Source organism: Planococcus shenhongbingii, from assembly GCF_030413635.1.
In the GTDB taxonomy this organism is placed as follows: Bacteria; Bacillota; Bacilli; order Bacillales_A; family Planococcaceae; genus Planococcus; species Planococcus shenhongbingii.
The window spans coordinates 1,060,994-1,083,529 of the sequence record NZ_CP129235.1; the positions used below are offsets into that span (position 1 = coordinate 1,060,994).

22 protein-coding genes and 1 riboswitch are annotated in these 22,536 nt (G+C 42.6%); of the genes, 14 read left to right on the plus strand and 8 right to left on the minus strand.

Going from position 1 to position 22,536, the window contains the following annotated elements; all coding sequences use genetic code 11:
• The first annotated feature begins 6 nt into the window (after positions 1–6).
• The 5 genes from QWY16_RS05180 to QWY16_RS05200 all read left to right on the plus strand — a co-directional run bounded on the left by QWY16_RS05180 (position 7) and on the right by QWY16_RS05200 (position 5,623).
• Positions 7–975 carry a tRNA dihydrouridine synthase gene (locus QWY16_RS05180; protein ID WP_300991860.1) on the plus strand — a complete coding sequence of 323 codons (969 nt, stop codon included), beginning with the start codon at positions 7–9 and terminating at the stop codon, positions 973–975.
• 335 nt (positions 976–1,310) lie between these two features.
• Positions 1,311–2,408, plus strand: coding sequence for an LLM class flavin-dependent oxidoreductase (locus QWY16_RS05185; RefSeq protein ID WP_300991861.1), 1,098 nt, complete (start codon positions 1,311–1,313; stop codon positions 2,406–2,408).
• A 201-nt stretch (positions 2,409–2,609) separates the two neighbouring features.
• Entirely contained in the window at positions 2,610–3,377 is a 768-nt protein-coding gene (locus QWY16_RS05190; RefSeq protein WP_300991862.1) for an ion channel, read from the plus strand.
• A 565-nt stretch (positions 3,378–3,942) separates the two neighbouring features.
• Positions 3,943–4,092: a Fur-regulated basic protein FbpA gene (locus QWY16_RS05195; protein WP_300991863.1), complete on the plus strand. Its 150-nt coding sequence runs from the start codon at positions 3,943–3,945 to the stop codon at positions 4,090–4,092.
• Positions 4,093–4,171: 79 nt separating this feature from the next.
• The gene (locus tag QWY16_RS05200) at positions 4,172–5,623 is read left to right on the plus strand and encodes an amidase family protein (RefSeq protein WP_300991864.1); all 1,452 of its coding nucleotides are present in this window, start codon (positions 4,172–4,174) and stop codon (positions 5,621–5,623) included.
• 36 nt (positions 5,624–5,659) lie between these two features.
• Here QWY16_RS05200 and QWY16_RS05205 read toward each other — a convergent pair whose 3' ends face one another.
• Positions 5,660–6,511 carry a TetR/AcrR family transcriptional regulator gene (locus QWY16_RS05205; protein WP_300991865.1) on the minus strand — a complete coding sequence of 284 codons (852 nt, stop codon included), beginning with the start codon at positions 6,509–6,511 and terminating at the stop codon, positions 5,660–5,662.
• Between the two features lie 174 nt (positions 6,512–6,685).
• Between QWY16_RS05205 and QWY16_RS05210 the strand changes: the two genes are divergently transcribed.
• The 4 genes from QWY16_RS05210 to QWY16_RS05225 all read left to right on the plus strand — a co-directional run bounded on the left by QWY16_RS05210 (position 6,686) and on the right by QWY16_RS05225 (position 11,818).
• Positions 6,686–8,155 (plus strand): MDR family MFS transporter, encoded by a 1,470-nt coding sequence (locus tag QWY16_RS05210; RefSeq protein ID WP_300991866.1) that lies wholly within the window; start codon positions 6,686–6,688, stop codon positions 8,153–8,155.
• A 355-nt stretch (positions 8,156–8,510) separates the two neighbouring features.
• Positions 8,511–9,671, plus strand: a complete 1,161-nt coding sequence (locus tag QWY16_RS05215) for a DEAD/DEAH box helicase (RefSeq protein WP_300991867.1) — start codon at positions 8,511–8,513, stop codon at positions 9,669–9,671.
• Positions 9,668–10,897: an aminopeptidase gene (locus tag QWY16_RS05220; protein WP_300991868.1), complete on the plus strand. Its 1,230-nt coding sequence runs from the start codon at positions 9,668–9,670 to the stop codon at positions 10,895–10,897. The genes QWY16_RS05215 and QWY16_RS05220 overlap by 4 nt, the downstream gene beginning before the upstream one ends.
• Before the next feature lie 3 nt (positions 10,898–10,900).
• Complete coding sequence (locus QWY16_RS05225; RefSeq protein WP_300991869.1) at positions 10,901–11,818, plus strand: SGNH/GDSL hydrolase family protein; 918 nt, start codon at positions 10,901–10,903, stop codon at positions 11,816–11,818.
• 284 nt (positions 11,819–12,102) lie between these two features.
• Here the strand turns inward: QWY16_RS05225 and yxzF are convergent, their stop codons facing one another.
• Positions 12,103–12,237 carry a small protein YxzF gene (gene yxzF, locus QWY16_RS05230; RefSeq protein ID WP_300991870.1) on the minus strand — a complete coding sequence of 45 codons (135 nt, stop codon included), beginning with the start codon at positions 12,235–12,237 and terminating at the stop codon, positions 12,103–12,105.
• 69 nt (positions 12,238–12,306) lie between these two features.
• A complete protein-coding gene (locus QWY16_RS05235; protein WP_300991871.1) occupies positions 12,307–13,377 on the minus strand; it encodes a M20 family metallopeptidase in 1,071 nt (356 codons plus the stop codon).
• Between the two features lie 140 nt (positions 13,378–13,517).
• A riboswitch (TPP riboswitch) is annotated at positions 13,518–13,617 on the plus strand.
• Between the two features lie 96 nt (positions 13,618–13,713).
• Between QWY16_RS05235 and thiT the strand changes: the two genes are divergently transcribed.
• Positions 13,714–14,289 (plus strand): energy-coupled thiamine transporter ThiT, encoded by a 576-nt coding sequence (gene thiT, locus QWY16_RS05240; protein WP_300991872.1) that lies wholly within the window; start codon positions 13,714–13,716, stop codon positions 14,287–14,289.
• Positions 14,290–14,419: 130 nt separating this feature from the next.
• Positions 14,420–15,169: a type I methionyl aminopeptidase gene (gene map / locus QWY16_RS05245; RefSeq protein ID WP_300991873.1), complete on the plus strand. Its 750-nt coding sequence runs from the start codon at positions 14,420–14,422 to the stop codon at positions 15,167–15,169.
• 16 nt (positions 15,170–15,185) lie between these two features.
• Here the strand turns inward: map and QWY16_RS05250 are convergent, their stop codons facing one another.
• Positions 15,186–15,905 carry a TspO-related membrane protein gene (locus QWY16_RS05250; RefSeq protein WP_300991874.1) on the minus strand — a complete coding sequence of 240 codons (720 nt, stop codon included), beginning with the start codon at positions 15,903–15,905 and terminating at the stop codon, positions 15,186–15,188.
• A gap of 217 nt (positions 15,906–16,122) precedes the next feature.
• Here QWY16_RS05250 and QWY16_RS05255 point away from each other — a divergent pair, with 217 nt between their 5' ends.
• The 3 genes from QWY16_RS05255 to QWY16_RS05265 all read left to right on the plus strand — a co-directional run bounded on the left by QWY16_RS05255 (position 16,123) and on the right by QWY16_RS05265 (position 19,033).
• Positions 16,123–17,922, plus strand: coding sequence for a M3 family oligoendopeptidase (locus tag QWY16_RS05255; protein ID WP_300991875.1), 1,800 nt, complete (start codon positions 16,123–16,125; stop codon positions 17,920–17,922).
• Positions 17,923–17,926: 4 nt separating this feature from the next.
• Positions 17,927–18,475 (plus strand): GNAT family N-acetyltransferase, encoded by a 549-nt coding sequence (locus QWY16_RS05260; protein WP_300991876.1) that lies wholly within the window; start codon positions 17,927–17,929, stop codon positions 18,473–18,475.
• Positions 18,476–18,559: 84 nt separating this feature from the next.
• Positions 18,560–19,033 (plus strand): DinB family protein, encoded by a 474-nt coding sequence (locus QWY16_RS05265; RefSeq protein WP_300991877.1) that lies wholly within the window; start codon positions 18,560–18,562, stop codon positions 19,031–19,033.
• A 74-nt stretch (positions 19,034–19,107) separates the two neighbouring features.
• Here QWY16_RS05265 and QWY16_RS05270 read toward each other — a convergent pair whose 3' ends face one another.
• The 4 genes from QWY16_RS05270 to QWY16_RS05285 all read right to left on the minus strand — a co-directional run bounded on the left by QWY16_RS05270 (position 19,108) and on the right by QWY16_RS05285 (position 22,472).
• Complete coding sequence (locus QWY16_RS05270) at positions 19,108–19,674, minus strand: beta-class carbonic anhydrase (RefSeq protein ID WP_300991878.1); 567 nt, start codon at positions 19,672–19,674, stop codon at positions 19,108–19,110.
• Between the two features lie 90 nt (positions 19,675–19,764).
• Positions 19,765–20,772, minus strand: a complete 1,008-nt coding sequence (mreBH, locus tag QWY16_RS05275; RefSeq protein ID WP_300991879.1) for a rod-share determining protein MreBH — start codon at positions 20,770–20,772, stop codon at positions 19,765–19,767.
• A 241-nt stretch (positions 20,773–21,013) separates the two neighbouring features.
• Positions 21,014–21,154 (minus strand): hypothetical protein, encoded by a 141-nt coding sequence (locus QWY16_RS05280; protein ID WP_300991880.1) that lies wholly within the window; start codon positions 21,152–21,154, stop codon positions 21,014–21,016.
• An 85-nt stretch (positions 21,155–21,239) separates the two neighbouring features.
• The gene (locus tag QWY16_RS05285; RefSeq protein WP_300991881.1) at positions 21,240–22,472 is read right to left on the minus strand and encodes an aminopeptidase; all 1,233 of its coding nucleotides are present in this window, start codon (positions 22,470–22,472) and stop codon (positions 21,240–21,242) included.
• Positions 22,473–22,536: the final 64 nt, after the last annotated feature.

The window sequence follows — 22,536 nt, forward strand, 5'->3', positions numbered from 1 at the left end:
AAGAAGATGAAAGAAAATTTTTGGCAGGATTTGCCGAAACCCTTCTTCGTACTTGCCCCAATGGAAGATGTGACGGATGTTGTATTTCGTCATGTAGTAAGCGAAGCAGGCAGACCGGATGTTTTTTTTACAGAGTTTACGAATACGGAAAGCTATTGTCATCCAGAAGGCAAGAAAAGTTTGCGTGGGCGTTTGACTTTTACAGAAGATGAACAGCCGATGGTGGCACATATTTGGGGAGATAAGCCTGAACATTTCCGTCAAATGAGCATTGGCATGGCAGAGATGGGGTTTAAAGGCATCGATATTAATATGGGCTGTCCAGTGCCGAATGTGGCATCAAGAGGCAAAGGCAGCGGCCTTATTCTCCGCCCGGATGTTGCTGCAGAAATTATCCAGGCAGCAAAAGCAGGCGGACTGCCTGTCAGTGTAAAAACAAGGCTTGGCTATACAGAGTTAGACGAGTGGCAAGACTGGCTTACACATATATTGGAACAGGATATTGCCAACCTTTCCATCCATTTACGGACAAGAAAAGAAATGAGCCAGGCAGATGCGCATTGGGAGCTAATTCCGGAAATTAAAAAATTGCGTGATCAAGTGGCACCAAATACGCTGCTAACAATCAATGGAGACATTCCTGATCGTCAAACAGGCCTGAAGCTCGTTGAACAATACGGCGTGGATGGAGTTATGATTGGGCGCGGAATTTTTAAAAATCCATTTGCCTTTGAAAAAGAACCGAAAGAACATAGCAGTAAGGAATACCTTGATCTTCTAAGATTGCAGCTGGATCTACATGATCACTATATAGAAGAATTGCCGCGTTCAGTTACAGGGCTTCACCGCTTCTTTAAAATATATGTCAAAAGCTTCCGTGGAGCAGGTGAATTAAGAAATCAATTAATGAATACAAAATCAACTCTTGAAGTACGTACCTTGCTTGATAACTTTGAATTGAACGATGTTCAATGATGGTAGCAGCAAAACTATGTGGCAGTAGCTTGGCTAAAACTAGTTGGGTGATTAAATAGAAAATGGTCATTTTTACGCCAAACACAATAAAATCCTGGGTTCCTATTGGAATCCGGGATTTTATTATGTTTTCTCGGATACCAAATAATTTTTTTTGCTAAGGGCCAAAAAATATTAGACACTTTGTCTTCATAATATCAATAAAATAACTTTAATAATAAAAATGATTACTTGACATTATTATATTACGATTATAAACTTAGTTATATAAAGTAACAATAAGGAAGAAAGATGAATGACTTGTAAAGTCAGTTATTTGAGAAGGAGAGATTTTATTGACTGCAAAAAAACAAAATAGCATTGAAATAGGGGTATATACACTGGCAGATATAGGTCCAGACCCTTTTACAGGAAAGACGATCAGTGCCAAGCAACGAATGGACGAAATTATTCAAGCGGCAAAATTAGCTGATGAAGCCGGCCTTGACATCTTCGGAGTGGGAGAACATCATCGATTGGATTATGCTGTTTCCTCTCCGGCAGTAGTATTGTCTGCCATGGCATATGCCACAAAACAAATTAAGTTAACAAGTGCTACAAGTGTATTAAGCACGCTTGATCCAGTTCGGTTATACGAAGATTTTGCTACAGTAGACTTGATTTCAGGTGGCCGTGCCGAAATTATAGCTGGCCGGGGAGCTTTCGTAGAATCTTTTCCACTGTTCGGTTACAGCACGAATGATTATAACGAACTTTTCAGCGAGCATCTGGATTTGCTTTTAAAACTGAATGAAAATGAAATTGTTTCTTGGAACGGAAAGTTCCGTTCTGCATTAACGGAAGCCGAAATCGCCCCCCGGTCAATACAAAAACAACTGCCAATTTGGATTGGCGTTGGCGGGACTCCTGAAAGTGCTGAACGTGCAGGGAAATTGGGTGTCGGAATGGCTTTAGCCATATTAGGTGGAGATCCCATGCGGTTTAAGCCGCTTGTTGACATCTATCGCCAAGCAGGAATGGAAGCGGGACATACAGCGGATGCATTAAAAGTCGGTGTGACAGGGCATACTTATATGGCAGAAACGACCGAACAGGCAATGGATGAGTTTTACCCTTATTACGCTAACTATTGGAATTATGTCAATCGCCAACGCGGGATGGGGACAAGAATGTCCAGAGGTGATTTTGAACAATTAGCTAGTCCGGAAACAGCGTTGTTTGTAGGAAGTCCTGAACAAGTTGTAGAAAAAATTCTCCGCCAGCATGAACTATTTGGGCATACACGTTTTTTGGCGCAAGTTGATATTGGAGGAGTTCCATTCCATAAAGTAGAGAGAAATATCGAATTGCTGGCAACCGAAGTTATACCAAGACTGAATAAAGCAATCGGCAATGACGAAAAACAAGATACTGACTTGATTTCTATCTCGTGATTATAACAGGCAGGATTTGCTTCGAAAAATAGCAGGAGAAAAGTTTAAAATTAACTTTGATGAAAACCGATATCCATAAACAGGTATCGGTTTTTTTGTGTGTTTATTTAATAAAAATGATGAGTTTCAAATAAAGAAAAGAGTATACTGAGAAAGAAAAATAAATTTTCTGACGTTACAAGCAGGGCGGGAGATGACAAGATGATTATCCTGAAGAAATTGTATTTTAAAGCGACTAATCTTTCATGGTTGATTTTAACAACTTGTACAGTTATCTTGATAGCTCTCAGCACATTGTTGCTGCCATGGATTGAGCCGGAAACGTTCCCGTCACATTTTGACGCTTTGTGGTTTACGATGACGACAATGTTGACAGTCGGCTACGGTGATTTTTTCCCTGCAACTATTCTCGGCAGAGTATTCACCATTCTGTTCTTATACATCATTGGCATTGGATTATTCGCTACATTCATTGGCAAAGCGATTGACAGCATAACCTTTTACAGACGACAGAAAGAAAGCGGTGGTTTGATGTACGAAGGAAAAAATCATATTGTTATCATTGATTGGTCCCATAAAGCGGAAAATGCGATTAAAGAAATATTAGCAAGAGATTCCAAAGTGGAAATTGTCGTAATTGATACGATTGAAAAGGCGAAGGAAATTCATGATCGGATTCATTTTGTTAGAGGGCGCGCGACTGACGGCGATGTTTTGAACAAAGCCAATGTGCAGCATGCTGATGCGCTATTAATATTTTCCGATGAAAAAATTGATGATCAAGTCCTGGCAGACGGGAAATCTCTAATGATTGCTTGCGCGGTTGAACGCATATCGCCTGGAGTGCATACAACCGTCGAAATAGAGCGTGAAGAGCATATCCCCAATTTTTCACATGTGAAAGTGGATAATTTTATTCTTTCAAATGCTACAATTGCAAAATTGGCTGTGGATTCAATTCTGAAATAAGTAAGAAATGGAGCTTGTAGACAAAAGAATATACTTTCAATCAATTGAATAACTATCAAAAACAAGCTTCTCTCCTCGGTTCCTGCGCTTCAACCGGACGCTTTCCGCGGGCTCGCGCCGAACTAACGAAAACCTGTGCCCCTGCGCTAGCTCGTCGCAAAGACTTGCCCTCGCCAGTTTCCGCTGCGGAACCTGAAATGAAATAAAAACCGGATGCCTTTTCTCCTCACTTATCTGAAAAGTGACATCCCTAACCGGTCCGGCCACGAGACTCCTGTGGAATCAGCTCGAGCTGAAGACCCCGCAGGAACGCCAGTGACGAGGAGGCTGAAGCCGAGCCCACGGAAAGCGAAGTGGCCGGACCGGTTGGGGTTTATACAGTCTTATTCATTTCAAGCACACTTTGTCTACAGTCTGATATGATGCCTAGCGCATCATTTTTTTATTTCATCGTTTCAATCCGAAAAACTAGAAAAGTAACTCAAATAAATCGCTTTTCAGGTTTTATGAAAGCGCTTTACGGGGTAGAGAGAAGAGAGACCGTGACAAGGAGAGAAAGAACAAGATGGAACAAATACCAGAATCTAAATTTGAAGATAAACGATCAATCATCATTGAACAGCTGGTAGAGCAAAATGTCTTTAAAATCGATGGCAGACAGCTCTACGAATTGTCTTTATATGAATTGATGAAAACATATACAGAAGAACTGTAAGCCGGAGCTTCCGGCTTTTTTCAATACAGAGATTTAACTGAATATCAAATTTGATAAATGAGAAAACGGAGGAAAATGCATGCATCATAAAAAATTAGAAGAATACCGGCTCAACCAATTAGATGAAAAAACCATTGCAGAATTGCAGCTGGAACTGGCTGATGGGAACATTACATCAGAAGAGCTTGTATTGATGTACAAGGAAAACATCTCGCTGCGTGATAAAAATACCAATGCTGTCTTGGAAATCAATCCGGATGCTTTACAGATTGCACAAGCTCTTGATTTTGAACGGCAGCACATCGGAGTGCGTTCACCGCTTCACGGCATTCCGGTTTTAATAAAAGATAGTATGAATACCAAAGATAAAATGCATACCAGTGCAGGGTCGCTTGCCTTGAAAGACCATTATGCACTGGAGGATGCTAAAATAGTCGTCAAATTGCGCGAAGCAGGTGCTGTCATACTTGGCAAAACAAATATGACCGAGTGGGCTAATTTCATGTCAGATAAACTACCCAACGGCTATAGCTCACGCGGCGGGCAGGTAAAGAACCCATACGGGCCATTCGATGTCGGAGGTTCCAGTTCAGGTTCTGCAGCTGCTGTGGCCACCAACTTAGCGGCAGCCGCTCTTGGGACCGAAACGTCCGGGTCCATCATTGATCCAGCAGCGCATAATAGTTTGGTCGGCATCAAACCGACTGTCGGCATGGTCAGCCGGAATGGAGTTATTCCACTTTCCCATACCCAGGATATTCCTGGACCAATGGCACGCACAGTGGAAGATGCTGTCACGGTCTTTGCAGCAATGACCGGTTTTGATCCGGAAGATCCCATCACAGTCTATGCGCAGCAGTTTGAAGATTATGACTGGACGCAGCATTTCAAGAAAGATGGATTGAAAGGCATCAAGTTGGGGGTGCCAAGAGCTCTGTTCGAGGGCGGTATCTCACAGGAACAATTGGAGCAATTTGAAAAAGCGATGGACAAGCTGCGTGAATGTGGTGCAGAGATTATCGACAACGTGGACCTTGGAGCCGATCAGGATGATTTGGGATTCGCGGTTTTGCTGCATGAGTTTAAAGCGGATCTTAACGCATATTTGGCAAAATCGAATCCGCAAAATCCAATCCGTTCAATGGACGACGTCATTGCTTTCAATAATGAACATGAAGAAACCATGCTGAAGTTTGGCCAGAATCTCATGGAACAGGCGAATAGCATGAGCGGGAAATTGAACGAACGGGAATACGTCGAGGCATTGGAGCGGAACCGCTTTTTATCAGCCGAGCAGGGAATCACCAGCACGTTAAATGAAATTAGGGCGGATGCGCTGTTATTGCCTCAAGATTTTGGCTGCAATATCGGAGCGGCTGCAGGCTTTCCTTCTATTACCGTGCCTTTCAGCTTTTCAGCGGAAAACGAACCGTTCGGCATCACTTTTACAGGACATGCATTCAGCGAACCTGCGCTGATTGAATATGCTTATGCATTTGAACAGGCTACGAAAGGCCGAAGAAAACCATAAGAAAAGAGGCAACGCCAATTGCGGCGATGCCTCTTTTTACATTTGCTGCAGTTCTTTCCAAACTTGTTCGAATGCCATTACCAGTTCATGTTCATATGCGTTTGTTTGGGTCAAAGTGGATAAGACGCTTTCCATCAACACTTTGCGGGGAGTTTCTGCAACTAATTCCTCCGCTAAAAAGTTGATAAGCTGCCTTGTATCTTCTTCCTCATCCTGCAACAGCTGTTTGAGCTTTTTGCTTAGTTCCTCTAAAGACAGCTTTTCTGCTGGTGCTTCGCTGGAAATACTCGCTTCTCTGATAAACCGGTCACCCGACTTGATTTGCTGGGTGATTGCCGCTTTCAAGCGCCTAATCACAAACGAGGCCAATTCATCAGTGGGCAGGTCTTCTTCGGTGCTAAGCTTCCAAATATGGGTAAGCTGCTGAATGGATCCATGCACCACTGCTGCGTTTTCTAAAGCATAAGGTTCAGCTTCTTCTCCAAATACTTCTGTTATGCGAAATTTAATCCAGTTTAATTCATTAATATATGTTTCTTTGGCAAACTTTTTCAGCTCTTCGTCTTGAGAATGAAAAATGCTTTCATATAATGAAAAAAGATTTTTTTCCCGGTTAAGCCGTATTCGGATGCACAATTGCTCGGCAAGAACTTCAGAGTCGTTCACTGATTTGCCGACTGCAGCTGCCATTCGCTTTTGGCGGATTTCACTGCCGATTGATTCCATGATGGCTATCAGACATTCCGTCTTCGAAGTGAAATATTTATAGAAAGTGCCTTTTGATACGCCGGCTTCATCCAGAATGTCCTGAATAGAAGAAGAATTATATCCTTTGTTGATGAACAGTGAATAAGCGGCATTGATGATTTGCTGTTTTTTTAGATTCATGTTTCTCACCTTTATACTCTCAGTCTAGTTCTATAGTAGCCTGAAAATACTTTTAAATCAATGTTTTTGGACTGTCAGTATATTTTACTTGATAAAAATATACTGTGGGTATAGAATTGTGCAATGGAGAAAAAACATTAAAATAACGCAAGAAATTACGGAGGAATAAAAAGAATGACAGAACAGAAAAAACCGCCTTATGGCATAATAGCAATTTTGTTTACAGGGGCGTTTGTGGCAATCTTTAACCAGACATTATTGAATATAGCTTTGCCGGAAATCATGATTGACTTGAATGTTACCGCTTCGACGGTGCAATGGCTGGTGACCGGCTATATGTTAGTCAACGGTATTTTGATTCCAGCGAGTGCATATTTTATCCAGCGCTATTCGAACCGTTCTATATTTATTGTGGCCATGTCTTTGTTTGCATTAGGAACTTTACTGGCTGCAATAGCACCGGTGTTCAGCGTGCTGCTGATTGGCCGGATGGTGCAGGCAGCAGGTTCGGCATTGATGATGCCGTTATTGATGAACGTCATGCTGGCCGCTTTCCCGATTGAAAAGCGTGGATCGGCAATGGGGTTTTTTGGCCTCGTGATGGTAGTGGCTCCAGCAATCGGGCCTACACTGTCAGGATTCATCGTTGAACATTATTCATGGCGCGTCCTCTTCTGGATTGTACTGCCGATTGCGTTGATTCCACTTGCTTTGGGAATCTTCAAGTTAAAAAACTTAACTTTCCAGGACAGAAACCTGTCTTTGGATAAATTATCACTCGCACTTTCAAGTTTAGGGTTTGGCGGCATTCTATATGGATTCAGTTCAGCAGGGACCATGGGCTGGACTGACCCTGTTGTAGTGCTAACAATCGCCATCGGAATTGTCTCATTGCTAATTTTCGGGTTCCGACAGCTTAAATTGGATGAACCATTGCTTCAAATTCGAATCTATAAATATCCGATGTTCGCTTTGTCATCCGCCATTTCAGTGGCAATTTCAATGTCGATGTTTTCGGCAATGATTTTGATGCCAATCTATATTCAGACCATCAAAGGCATATCGCCAATTGAATCAGGGCTGCTTATGCTTCCAGGAGCCCTTGTGATGGGCGTTATGTCGCCAATTACGGGCCGTCTGTTCGATAAATTCGGTGCAAGAGTACTGGCAGTTCCCGGGTTGGCTATCGTAGTGGCAACCACTTATATGTTCAGTCAATTAAGTTTGGAATCAAGCTTTTTCAACATCATGCTGATTTATACAATTCGCATGTTAGGGATTTCTCTTGTCATGATGCCGGTCATGACAAACGGGTTGAACACTTTGCCGATGAAATCATATCCACATGGTACTGCCATCAACAATACGCTTCAGCAAGTGGCAGGAGCCGTCGGTTCGGCTTTCTTGATTTCGATTATGAATGTACGCACCGAGTCAACTGCAAAGGATTTAGCTGCCAATGGAACCGATCCGGCAAGTATTTTAAATTTAGCGATGCTTGATGGCATCAACTTTGCGTTTTTTGTTTCGACATTCATTGCGCTTGTCGCTTTAGCGCTGTCCATCTTCATCAAGAAACCGGTTCGCCCAGTTTCCGAAGCTGAAAAGGAGATTGTTTATAAACGCAAAGAAGTAACTGAATAGGAAAGCCAAAGCTGCCCCAAGCAATTGGGTCAGCTTTTTCATTTTCGGATTCCAAGGCTCAGAAATTGAGGAACCAAAGCTAATCTGATTATGCGGCTGAAAACACGCCGCTTCGCCGGGCTGTCTTATGCCCGTCGAATCTAACATGGGCGCTTGCGCTTTTCTGATTGTCCGACTTCAGCGCCCAGCTCCTCGAGTCGCTTCAGCCTCGGCAGCAATGGCAAATAACGCCATTACCGCCAAGGCCTCCAGCGCTTGTCGAGGCTAAATGGGCGCTTGCGCTTTTCTTTTTAAAAAAGCGGTGAAACGCCAAATATGGTACACTATTAGCATCGAAAAGAAGGTGGAATAAGACATGAACTTTATAGAACAATTAAATCCGATTTGGCAAGAAAAATGGAATAAGGCAGGATTTGAAACGGCCATGCCTATTCAAGAACAAATGATTCCGGAAATGCTCGCTGGCAATGACATCGTTGCTGAGTCTCCGACAGGCTCTGGTAAAACCTTGGCTTATGTATTGCCAATCTTACAGCGTGTGAATACGGCAAAACCGGCAATTCAAGCGATGATCATAGCCCCATCTCAGGAGTTATCTATGCAGATTGTCAATGTTTTGCGCGAATGGACAGAAGGCACCGATGTAACAGTCGCCCAACTGATTGGCGGAGCCAACGTGCAGCGCCAACTAGAGAAGTTAAAGAAAAAACCAACGATTGTTGTGGGAACACCGGGCCGCTTAAACGAATTGGTCAAAAGCAAAAAACTTAAAATGCACGAAATACGCATGCTGATTTTGGATGAAGGCGATCAATTGATGGCCCGCGAGCACCGCAATATCATGAAAGACTTGATTGAAAAAACACAGCATGACCGTCAATTGGTTCTTGTATCAGCAACCATAACAGAAGAAGTGGAGTTGGTAGCGGATCGGCTGATGCAGCATCCGACGCGCATTCAGGTAACTGCGGAGGATTTGCCGATGTTCGGGAAAGTGACGCATTCGTTCATTAAAGTGGAAGAACGTGAAAAGACTGATATGCTTCGCAGAATTTCGCATATCGACGGTGTGAAAGCACTGGCTTTCGTCAATAATCTTGATCAGCTGCTGATGAAAGAAGATAAACTGAAATTCCGTGACGCAAAAGTAGTTACACTGCACTCTGAAATGAAAAAAGAAGAACGTAAAAAAGCGCTTGAGTCATTCCGAAAAGGGGAAGTTTCCGTACTGATTGCGACGGAAGTAGCTGCGCGCGGCTTGGATATTGATGCAGTAACGCATGTAATCCACGTGGACGTCCCACAAACAGTAGACCAGTATTTGCACCGTTCCGGCCGGACAGGGCGGGCAGGGGCAGACGGGGAAGTTCTGACATTGCTAGCTTATCAAGATGAGCGCCATTATAAGAAATTCACGAAAGAACTGCCTTCAAAACCAGTTCAGAAAATTCTTCATGGCGGCCAGTTGATTGAAGGAAACAGTAAAACAATGTCCGAAAAGGGGAACAAACGATGACTTTCCAAGAAAAATTGGAGCAGTATGCAGACCTTACCGTTTACGTAGGATTGAACGTCCAAAAAAACCAAACCATCATGATTAATACAACGGTTGATACGATTGAGTTTACCCGCCTCGTGGTAAAAAAAGCATACGAAGCAGGAGCAAAACGCGTTTATGTGAATTACGCCGATCCTGTTCAAACAAGAATCCATTTCGAAATGGCGCCGGATGAAGCTTTCACTGAGTATCCGGAATGGTCGGTAGTTCAACGGGACGAAGTCATCAATACTGGTGGATCGTTCTTATGGATTGACGCAGAAGATCCGGATTTATTGACGGGGATTCCGGCAAAACGCCTGTCTGATTCGCAAAAAGCTTCAGGAAAGGCTTTGGAGCGCTACCGTCAGGCAGTAGGATCAGATAAAGTAGCCTGGTCAATTGTTGCGATTCCTTCCCAGAAATGGGCACAAAAAGTTTTTTCGGAGCTTGAAAGCGATCAGCAGATGGAAGCTCTTTGGGAAGCCATTTTTAAGACCGTGCGCATTGGAGAAGGAGATGCTGTGAAAAAATGGCAAGAGCATATTGACACTTTAGAAAAGCGCGCAGGTTTGTTAAATGATAGAAGATTCGAGAAGCTGCATTACACAGCGCCTGGAACGGATTTGACGATTGCTCTTCCTGAAAAGCATATTTGGATGTCTGGAGCTTCGAAAACGCCGCAAGGCAATCCGTTTATCGCCAATATGCCGACCGAGGAAGTTTATACAGTTCCTTTGAAATACGGTGTAGAAGGAGTGGTACGCAATACTAAACCGCTTGTCTATCAAGGCAATATCATCGACGGATTTACTTTGACATTTGAAAAAGGGAAAATCGTCAAAGCACAAGCAGCGTCAGGGCAGGAACTGCTTGATGAAATGATAGCCTCCGACAAAGGAGCAGCTTATCTAGGCGAAGTTGCCTTAGTGCCTCACCATTCACCGATATCGGATGCCAATATCCTGTTTTTCAATACCTTGTTTGATGAAAATGCTTCCAATCATCTGGCAATCGGTGATTCTTATCCGACTTGCTGCGAAGGAGCACGTGACTTGGAGCGGACGCAATTAGAGTCGATCGGTTTGAATACTTCCATTGTCCATGAAGACTTTATGATCGGGAGCGCAGAGATGAATATCGACGGCATTCGGGAAGACGGGACAAAAGAGCCGATTTTCCGTAATGGAAACTGGGCATTCTAAGAGGTGAGCAATTTGAAGAAATTTTGGACAGCAATGTTGGCTATTGCCTTTTTGATCAGTGGATCGATGACGGTGCAAGCGGAAGTGAGAATTCCGGCGGTTTATATCGCACTTGGCGATTCTTTAGCAGCAGGGCAAACGCCAAATTCTCAAATTGATGCAGGTTATTCGGATATGATTGCGCAAGAATTGGCGCGCCATCAACCGGTTGCTTTCTATACGAAAAACCTGGCATTTCCCGGGTTTACAACAGAAGATGTTTTGAAACGGATTCAGTCACTGGAAGCTAAAGAAGTACTCGCTTCTGCCAACATCATTACCTTATCTGCGGGGGCGAATGATCTCCTGCCGTTAATCCAATCAAATCCAGCAGAAGGCTCATTAGCATTTCAGCAAATCCAAGTAGATTTTGCTTTAAACAAGGCCCGGATTAATCTGGAAGCTATTATTGCCGAGCTGAAAAAGACCGCTCCTCAAGCGGACCTGTATGTAATGGGTTATTATTTTGCTTATCCTCATGTCCGGGATACGCAAAAACAAGGTACCGGAAAACAGCTTGACCAACTTAACGCCATATTAAAGCAAACGTCAGAAAAAGCAGGAGCGCAATTTGTTTCTGTAGATCAATCATTTGGAAAAAATGCAATCGATAAAATTCCAAATCCGGCAGATGTCCATCCCAATATAAAAGGTTATCAAGCGATGGCGAACGCTTTTTTAGAGCAATATCAAAATGGCTGGGAAGTAGAAGATAAGGAATTGCCAGCGGCTGCTCCTAAAACATTCGAAGAAATGCTGCAAATACTGGAGCAGGGCGGGGAAGAAAGAAGCGCGACGATTGATGGCGTGACCTCGGTACGTCCTTCTGAGAAGATGGAAATCGAATATTTAGCGCTGCGTGAAGTTGTGCCTTATGCCTGAAAACAGCCTTTTATCAAACGAAGGGTTTGCCATCTCTCTTAATGGTTGTTTCACCGACTGGCCATTCATGCCGAATATGCATAATAAAGGAGTTGTCCCAAAAGTAATTTGGGACAACTCCTTTGCGACGAAGCTAGCGCAGCGGCGGTTTTTTCTGCACCGAAGCTAGCGCAGCGATGCAGGTGCAATGCAGGAGCAATAGTATTAACCTACGCTTTATTAGAAGCAGGGGGCTGTCCAATAAGTCTAATAATAGACTTATTGGACAGCCCCCTTTGTTATCTTTAACGTTTGGCCTGTGGAGTTTTGTATTGGCTGGTATTTCCGGTTTTTTTGCTTTTTTGCATTGCTTTTCGGATAATCGGATAAGCAACAGGTGCTATTTTAATAGCAGTTTTTACAATACGACTTATTTTCACAGCTATCTCTCCTATCATAAGTGAGGTATAAACTAGTTTCCCTTGTTTCTATTTTTATAAACCTAACCTTTAGGAATAGGCCAATGAAATAAGAACTTCCTTATACTCCTGGACACTGGAAAGCAGAACGAATTCTGCGTTGCCATGCCAGTCATCTCCGGCAGGGCCAAACTCTATAGCTCCTTCACCGCCGTTCACAGACGCATAATAACGGGTATCGGCAGCTCCGTGCTGGCCGAACAATACCGGCTCTTTGCCGGTCGTCTGTTTAATGGCTTTTTGCAAGGTTTGTATAAACGGATTCTCTTTTGAAGTGGTCAGAGCCGGCGTTGAACCGCTTGCCTTATATTCCATATCAAGATTTAAAGTTTCGGAAAGCTCCACCATTTGCCGGATGATTTCTTGTTTATCCTGCCCTGGCATAAAGCGGATATCATAAGACATATGACAGATTTCAGGAACTACATTATAGCGTTCACCGGCATTGATAATTGGCAGATTAACCGAAGGCTGTTCGTAATACTCCGTGGATTCTTTTCGGAATGGCAATTCTGCCATGGCGATGTGGAATTTCATGGCAGATTCAATGGCGTTGATGCCTTCCCAAGGCCGGCTGCCATGTGCGGGTTTGCCTTTGAAAGTCAAATCCATCCGCAGTATCCCTTTAGATTGCAGACCCACTTTCAAGCCGGTGGGTTCCCCGCAAATAACAAAATCTCCATGATAACCTTGATCCACTAGCCATTTTGACGTATTGCGCCCACCGATTTCTTCATCGGTGACGATATGTAATTGGACAATCTGATTAAGCTTGCCTTCATCTAACTCCACAAAAGCCTGCATCATGGCGGCAACTCCCGCTTTCATATCAGCAGCTCCGCGGCCGTAAACTCGACCGCTTTCTTCCATAGGAACAAATTGTTCGGCATGTCCGGGCACTACATCGACATGCCCGTTCCAAACAATCGTTTTGGTTCCTTGGCCTTTAATGGCTGTCAGCATCAAATAGCCATCGTTATTATGGACTGTGATATCTTGCCCGTTGTTTTTCAGCCAGTCAGCACAAAAAAGAAGGGCATCGTTCGCTCCCTGTTTTGTATCACTTTCGATTTTAATCAAATCCTTAAGCAGTTCAATCATTTTTTGGCAGCTTTTGTTCAGCTGCCTGCACCACCTTTCAAATTTTACAGTTATAAAAGTATACCCTAACGGTATAGCTTGAAACGATATTGCTTTAAAGCTGATTCTTGTGTACAATACAAGTGTTAGTGAAATAATGTATACACCACAAGGGGAGCTAATTGCTGAGAGTGAACATTTTGTTCTTACCCTTCGAACCTGTAAGTTAACACTTGCGCAGGGATGTGGATGGAAACCTGCCCTTAACGCGGCGCCAGGATCTATCCTGGCGCCGCTTTTATATGGTTTTTTTCTGCGGCCCTTCTGGTGATGTGCATAACACATAAGGAGGAAGTCATGAGAAATTTACGAGTTTTATTGATGGTGGAAATAGCGATTTTCGGAGCGCTAGGCTATGTTCTGGATTTTGTGGCGTTTAAAATGCCACAGGGTGGTTCCGTCAGCTTTGTAATGATTCCCATCGTCTTGATAGCATTTAGAAGAGGCGTTCTGGCAGGTGTATTAACCGGTCTTCTTATAGGCTTGCTGCAAATTGTCACAGGAGTCATTTCAGTTACTCCGCTGTCGTTTGGTTTTGTAGTGATGCAAGTGCTCCTGGATTATCTGGTTGCCTACGGAGTAGTTGGCCTTGCTGGGATGATGCGTGGAAGATATTTGCATGCTTACAGAGAACATCGCACTGGCGGCATGATTACTGCAGTAGTAATTGGGCTGTTTATTGGATCTCTCTTGCGTTATATTACCCACGTAATTACGGGCATCTTATTCTTTGGCATGTTTGCAGAAGGCAATGTTTTTATCTATTCAGCAGTTTATAATGCCACATATATGATTCCAGTATTTCTGCTTGCGGCTTTTGTCTGCTCGGCACTTTTTGCAGCTGCCCCTAAACTGGTAGATACAAAAGCTTAAATGGAATTACCGGGCTTTCTTAAAATAGCTATTGAGAGCATGTCATCAGCTTGTAAGAGGATTATCGTTATGATAGTCCTCTTTTCTTATGGTATAATTTTTGTTAGACAAGTTGAAAGAAGGGTATTAAATGATTGCCAATACAGAAAAAGATATTGAAATGCTAAAAAAAGCCGGCCGAATGGTCGCTGAAATTCGTGATGCGATGAGAGCTGCCACTAAGCCGGGCATCACCACAGAAGAACTCGATGAGATGGGCGGCCGAATGTTTGAAGAACTTGGCGGCGTCTCAGGCCCGAAATCAGAATATGATTTCCCGGGCTATACTTGCATCAGTGTGAACGAGGAAGTGGCACACGGCATGCCAGGAAAACGGGTCATCAATGAAGGCGATATGGTCAATATTGATGTATCAGGATCCTATGAAGGCTATTTTTCAGATACAGGTATTTCTTTTGTAGTAGGGGATGGACATCCTGAAAAAGAAAAGCTTTGTGAAGTAGCGGCTTCTGCATTTGATCGTGCTATGACAAAAGTCAAAGCTGGCGCAAAATTAAACCAGATCGGCAAAGCAGTTGAACGTGAAGCTAAACAGCAAGGCTTATTTGTTATCAAGAACCTGACTGGCCACGGAATTGGAAAATCATTGCATGAAGCTCCTCAGCATATTTTGAATTATTATGATGCTTGGGAAACTACTATTTTAAAAGAAGGAATGGTCCTGGCTGTAGAGCCGTTCATTTCGCAGAAATCCGAGCATATTGTAGAATCTGGAGACGGCTGGACGTTCATCACACCTGATCAGTCTCTCGTTGCACAAATTGAGCATACTGTACTTGTTACAAAAGGCGAGCCGATTTTACTGACGAAAATAGATTGATAAAAAAAAAGACCCCTTAGGGTCTTTTTTTAATTAATAAGATTCCGGTTAAAATCACACCGCATAAAAACAAGGAAGCTGTGGTAAGAAGCAATTCATCGGTTCCATGTTTTACTGCAATTCCGACAAATGCCCAGATGAACACCAATGCATATGGAACATCGGAATAATGGAACCGGATATGAAGTGCCAGCGCTGTGGCGATTGTCAGCATGATGACGGCCCAGAGCTGATCGCTCAGTCCCCAGCCGCCCCAGTTATAGTAAGTGAGTACAAAACTGATATTGGCAATGGTAGCAATACTGATCCACCCAAAATTAATCGAAATTGGAAAACGTTCCATAATGCTTCTTTCTTCATTGCCGTATTGAAGGTAAAGCCCAATTAAAGAAAGCAGGTATCCGATCATGGCAATAATCGACGATCCGAAAAACTCATAATGCCAAAGAAACAGCCAAATAATATTGAAAAGGGCGCTTAAAGAAAAGAACAGGGCTATTTTAGTTGAGGGAACTTGTCCTTTTTTCAGGCGCACCCAAAAACCGATAATCCAGATAGCAAGCAGTATGTAAATAAGTGACCAGATTGAGAATACATAACCAGCAGGTGTAAACAGTACAGGAACCCGATTAGAAATTTCCCCAGTTGTCTGGCCATTGATTGGTAGAATATTTGCCAAAGCATTGACAATGATGACAGCTATAAAAGCAATAGTCATCAGCAGTATCCGAAACATTAGAAATCCCTCCTCTTCTTTAAGTATACCTGTCCTTGTTTAGTACAACAAACTGCAATTTCCAAGAAAATTGAAATAAAAGGGAATTTGTGAAATGTCGGACACTTTTCCGCAAAATATTGAATGGTGGGAGTCCGTTCATTTGTTCCGCCTGCCGAATAAAAATGATATACTAATAAGTGTTTTTAGAAAATTTAGTTTACCAGGGGGTAACACAATGACGGTGAAATTTCCGGAAGTATGGGATTTAGATGTGCTTTTCCCAGGGGGAAGCGATTCAAAAGATTTGCGCGTACATATAGACAACACAGAATCTGCCTTAAAGGAATTTGAAAGAATGTCCCAAAGCTTTGAAGTGCCAGCTTCTTTAGAAGATGCTTCACGGATTGCAGACCTGCTGGAACAAGCCAAAAAAGTCATGCAGCAATTGAACCAAGCGGGATCATTTATTGGCTGTTTGATGGCTCAAAATACAGAAGATAAAAAAGCGGCAATTTTGCAGAGTGAAGCATCTGCACTGAATGCTGAATTTCAGACTTCACTTCAAAAAATCCAGCAACAATTAGCAAAAGCCGAAGACGGTGTCTGGAATGAACTTCTTGCGTCTGAATCCTTGAAAGACTTCAGCTTCGTGCTGAACGAATGGCGAAAAGAAGCAAATATGCTGCTATCTGAAAAAGAAGAAAATATCATCACCGCGCTTAGTACAGATGGTTACCACGGCTGGAGCCAGCTCTACGATATGCTCGTCGGAGAGATCAAAATAAAAATGGTCATTGAAGGGAAAGAAAAAATTCTTTCTGTTGGCCAAACCAATAATTTAAGTTCACATGCTGAAGCAGCAGTCCGCCAGCAGTCATACGAAAAACTGGAAGAAGCTTGGACTGAAAAAGAGGAGTTTTTTGCGAAGACGCTGAATTCGATTGCCGGATTCCGTCTGGAAGTATATAAAAAACGCGGATGGAAAAGTGTTCTCCAAGAGCCGCTTCACATCAATCGCATGAAACAAGAAACATTAGATGCCATGTGGGGCGCCATCAGCAAAAACAAACAGCCTTTTGTCAATTACTTGAACAAAAAAGCCGAGATTCTTGGAAAAGATGGATTGGATTGGTTTGATGTTGATGCTCCTGTAACTGAAAGTACACAGCATTTTTCCTATCAGGAAGGAGCGGAATTCATATTAGAGCATTTTGGAAAATTCGGTCCGGAACTCCAGCAATTTGCTGTTCAAGCGTTTGAAAGAGGCTGGATTGAAGCGGAAGACCGGCCGAATAAGCGTCCAGGCGGTTTCTGCACGGGGCTTCCGATGACAGACGAATCCCGAATTTTCATGACTTACAGCGGGACAATGTCCAATGTAGCAACATTAGCGCATGAGCTGGGCCATGCTTTCCATACGTATGCCTTGCGTCCTGTCCACCCATTGAACCGTTCCTATGCAATGAATGTAGCCGAAACAGCTTCAACATTTGCAGAAATGATTGTGGCCGATGCTGCAGTTAAAAATGCTCAAGCAAAAGAAGAGAAAATCGCATTGCTTGAAGATAAATTACAGCGAAGCGTAGCTTTCTTTATGAATATCCATGCCCGTTTCTTGTTTGAAACCCGATTTTACGAAGAACGGAAAAAAGGGGTTGTTTCATCTGCCAGGCTGAATGAACTGATGGAAGATGCGCAAAAAGAAGGGTTTGCTGGAGGATTAAAATCAACGCATCCGCATTTCTGGGCGTCAAAACTCCATTTTTACATTACTGATGTACCGTTTTATAACTTCCCTTACACTTTCGGGTATTTGTTCTCGCTGAGCATTTATGCAAAAGCTTTAGAAGAAGGCAGTGGTTTTGAAGAAAAGTACACAGCATTACTTCGTGATACAGCGATTATGACAGCTGAAGATTTAGCGCTGAAGCATTTGGATGAAGACATCACACAAGAAGCATTCTGGGAAAAAGGAATTGCTTTGTGTGTAAAAGATGCTGAAGAATTCAATGCGCTAATTTCTTCTGTGGAATGATGTTATGAACTTAACATTTTACGGCAATACATGTTACATTCGGAATTTAACAGTTGATGACGCGGAAGAGATGGTACAACTTTTGGTGCGCAACCGGGAGTATTGGGCTGTCTATGAGCCGCGCCATCAAGATAGTTATTTTACTGCCATGGTTCAGCGGGAAAAGATAAGGGAATCAATTTATCAAGCGAGAGAAAACCGTGAATACAGTTTTGGGATATTTGAGCATGAATCCAATAAAATGATTGGCCATATTTCAATATATGGCATTAAACGCCTTCCTTTCCTCAGTGCGCTGGTCGGCTATTCCATCGATGAAGCATGTGTCGGCAAAGGGATCGCCACTGAAGCGGTCCAGCTAGTCGTAGCTTTTGGGTTTGAACAACTCCATCTTCATCGGATTGAAGCTTATGTGTCTCCAAGAAATATCGGTTCGATTCGTGTATTGGAAAAATCCAGCTTTTTAAAAGAAGGATTGTTGCGAGAATTCCTGTATATTAATGGAGTGTGGGAAGACCATTTTCAATATGCGTTATTGGAAGGTGAATTTTGAAAGGGCAAGGCCGCCTATAAAAAATGGTGGAAATCAGTTGCGAGATGGTTTTTTGAATAGAAGCAAGGAGAGGGAAGATAAATTATGGATAGAAATAAGCTATTTTCCTATCATCAATGGGCTACACTTGAAAGCCTTCGCCATGTTGGGACTTTTGGTGAAGAGCTTTACCAAAGGGAAGGGCAAAGTTCCTTTTCTTCGATTGAAAAAACAATGGAGCATGTGATTGGTGTTGAAAAACTATGGCTGCTTCGGATGATTGGAACAAAGAGCCCGGCATTTGAATATTTTGATGTGTCGACAACTGAAAAAGCAATTGAAGCCTTTATGCTATTGCATGCTGAGATGGAGCTGTACATGTCCTCGCTGTCAGAAGAACAATGGCAGGAGCCGTTGAAATTCAAAAATTTACGCGGTGATGATTTTGAGAATACACGTGAAGAAATGCTGTTCACAGTCATCAACCATGGAGCTTACCATAGAGGACAAGTAACGTCTTTCCTGCGACAATTTGGCAAGGAAGGCATTGCACTCGATTATTTATATTTTAAACAATAAGCACTGATAAAAAGTCTGCTTTCAAAGTCGTGAGACAAACCGTTTTGGACTTTAAAAAACCGCTGAGAATTTTCTCAGCGGTTTTCGTTTCCATCGACGATAATTTCAAGCTTTCCGGTTGTAGGGTCGATGACCAGGCCATGAACCGGTACTTTACTATCCATTAGCGGATGGTTCTTGACCATATTTACCCCATGTCGGACACTTTCTGTAACATCGTCGAATCCACGGAGCCACTCTTCGAGATTAACTCCGGAATATTCCATTTGTTCAATTGTTTTTTCATCTATTCCACGAGCTTTCATTTTAGCTAAAATGGTGATAGGATCGATAGCGGCCATTCCACAGTCATGATGGCCGATTATGTAAATTTCCTCTGCATTCAGTTCATAGACGGCTACAAACAGACTGCGCATAATTCCTCCGAAAGGATGGTTGATCACGGCGCCAGCGCTTTTTACAATCTTCGCATCGCCATTTTTTAAATTCATCGCTTTTGGTAGCATTTCGAGAAGCCGGGTATCCATACAAGTGAGAATGACAATTTTTTTATCAGGGAATTTCGTAGTGATGTACTTTTCGTATTCTTTATTATTCACAAACGACTCATTGTACTCTAAAATTTCTTCTAATCTGGTCATGGCGGTTCCTCCTTCAGAAATCTATTCTTATCATAATACTTTTTACTGAAAAAAACAGCCCAGAAGCATATTGCCTCCGAGCTATCTAGATTAACGTGCGATTTTATCCAATTTATTAAGCATTACAAGTGACTTTCCTGTACCGACCGCTACTGATTCAAGTGGCTGTGGTGCAATATGGACGGGCACTGAAATTTCTTCTGACAGCCATTGCTGCATTCCTTTAAGCAAAGCACCGCCTCCGGAAATGACAACTCCTTGGTCTACGATATCGCCGGACAGTTCCGCTGGGCAATTTTCAAGTGTTGCACGAATGCATTCCAAAATGGCAAGCAAAGATTCTTTTAATGTTTCCTGAATTTCAGTAGATGTCAAATTAACGATTTTCGGTAATCCGGTCATAATATCACGGCCGCGAATTTCCATCGTTTCCTCTTTATGCGTAATCAACGCGTAGCCAATTTCTTTTTTTATGTTTTCTGCAGTAGGTTCACCGATCAATACATTGTAATGTTTGCGGACGTATTGGATGATGTCTTCATCCATCCGGTCTCCTGCAACTTTCACTGTATTTGCTGAAACAACTCCACCAAATGAGATGATTCCAACTTCAGTGGTCCCACCGCCGATGTCTACAATTACACTGGCAATCGGTTCACTGACAGGAAGATCTGCTCCAATTGCAGCAGCAACGGGCTCTTCAATCAAATGAACGCTTTTCGCTCCGCTTTGCTTGACTGCATCAAGAATTGCACGTCGTTCAACAGATGTGGCTCCACAAGGAGTGCAAATCATTACATTCGGTTTGCGTAAAGATCCACCCATTTGTTTTGCTGCTTTTTGCATAACTAATCTCAATAATTCAGTGGTAACGTCAAAATCTGCAATAACGCCTTCTTTTAACGGACGTACGATCCGAATTGAACTTGGCGTTTTGCCGATCATTGCTTTGGCATCTTCACCAATAGCAATCACTTTCCCTGTCTTCGTGTCCAATGCTACAACTGAAGGTTCATTCAATATAATGCCCTTTGATTTTGTATATACTAAAATATTTGCTGTTCCTAGATCAATTCCGATATCTGTTGAAGAAAACATGCCTAAACTCCTCCTATTATAAACGACTACCACTCTGCATTTTACCATGGAAAAAACAATGTAAAAAGTACCTGATATGAAAATGATACCTTAGAAAGGTCTATTGTATGTTGAAATTACAAAAAACAGGTAAAAAGATTTACTATATCATTGTTTTTTAAAGAAAATGAAACAAGATTATATTAAAATAACCGTCTCAACATATTAAAAACCGTTCTCTAAAATTAGAGAACGGTTTTTTTTAGTATTTCTTTTTCGGTAGTGGATCAACGTGCTCCGCATCGTGTGCGTGAAGTTCCTTGCCCAAGTAGTGCAACAATGTGAAGAAGAGCAAGAAAATGACAACCATAAACCCAAGAACTATCGTAATGCCTTCTAACATAATGAAAACTCCTTTCATATCTGCGTTCATCAAATTTCATTATACATGAAAGTCAGGTAGAAATTAAGTGTCGAAATAATGATACTTAAAAAGCCCAATTTCCAGCTCTGAAAATCGGTTCTCGAGTGCCATCATTTAAAATACCGTCAATGTCCATTTCATCTGACCCCACCATAAAGTCTACGTGCGTAATACTTTGGTTTAATCCATGAGCTGCTAATTCTTCTTTGGACATTGTTTTGCCGCCTTCGATGCAAAATGCATAAGCACTGCCAATAGCAAAATGGTTAGATGCGTTTTCGTCGAACAAGGTGTTATAGAACAAAATGTTCGAAGCTGAAATAGGTGACTGGTGCGGCACGAGTGCAACTTCTCCCAAGTAATGGGATCCTTCATCAGTTGCGACCAATTCTTTCAAAACTTCTTCGCCTTGTTCAGCAATGACCTCAACAATTTTTCCGTTTTCGAAAGTAATCCTGAAATCATCAATGATATTGCCGCCGTAACTCAATGGTTTTGTACTGGCTACAACACCGTTGACCCCTGTTTTGTCAGGCACTGTAAACACTTCCTCAGTCGGCATATTTGCCATGAAGGTATGTCCTTTTTCGTTCACAGATCCTGCTCCGCACCATAAATGTCCTTTTGGAAGAGCGACTTCCAAGTCGGTATTCGGTGCTGTGTAATGAAGCTTCGCGTATTTTTTATTGTTTAAATAATCGACTTTGGTATGTAGCTTTTCATCATGGTTGAGCCATTCCTGAACAGGGTTGTCCAAATCGGCACGCACCGCTTTGAAAATCGCTTCCCATAAAGCGTCCACTTGCTGTTCTTCCGGAAGCTCGGGGAATACTTTCGCAGCCCATGCTTTAGAAGGAGAAGCCAGGACAGTCCAGCTGATTTTGTCCGATTGGACATACTGGCGATATTTGCTTAAAGCAGTACCGGTTGCTTTTTGGAAAGCGGCAATACGCTTAGAGTCGATGCCTTTTAAGAGGTCCGGGCTTTGAGACATGATGCTGATAAAGGCAGCCCCTTGATTTGCAAGCAATTCACGTTCTTGTACTTTCCATACCGGAAACTCAGAAAACGAGTCTCCCGGAGCTAATTCAAAGCGAAGACGGGTTATTTCATCATCGCTCCAATCCACGTGAACTTGTTTTGCTCCCGCTTCATAAGCTTTTTTTGCAATCAATCGTACCAGAGGTGCAGCATCAAGAGTTGCATTGATATAAAGCGGCTGACCAGGCTGAATATTGATGCCAACGTTTACAGCTAAATGGGCATAGCGGGCTAATTTTTCATCAAAAGTTGTCAAATAAATCTCCCCTCTCATCATTATTATATTAGCAATTTTCAGTCAAGCTTGGCAATCTTTAGGC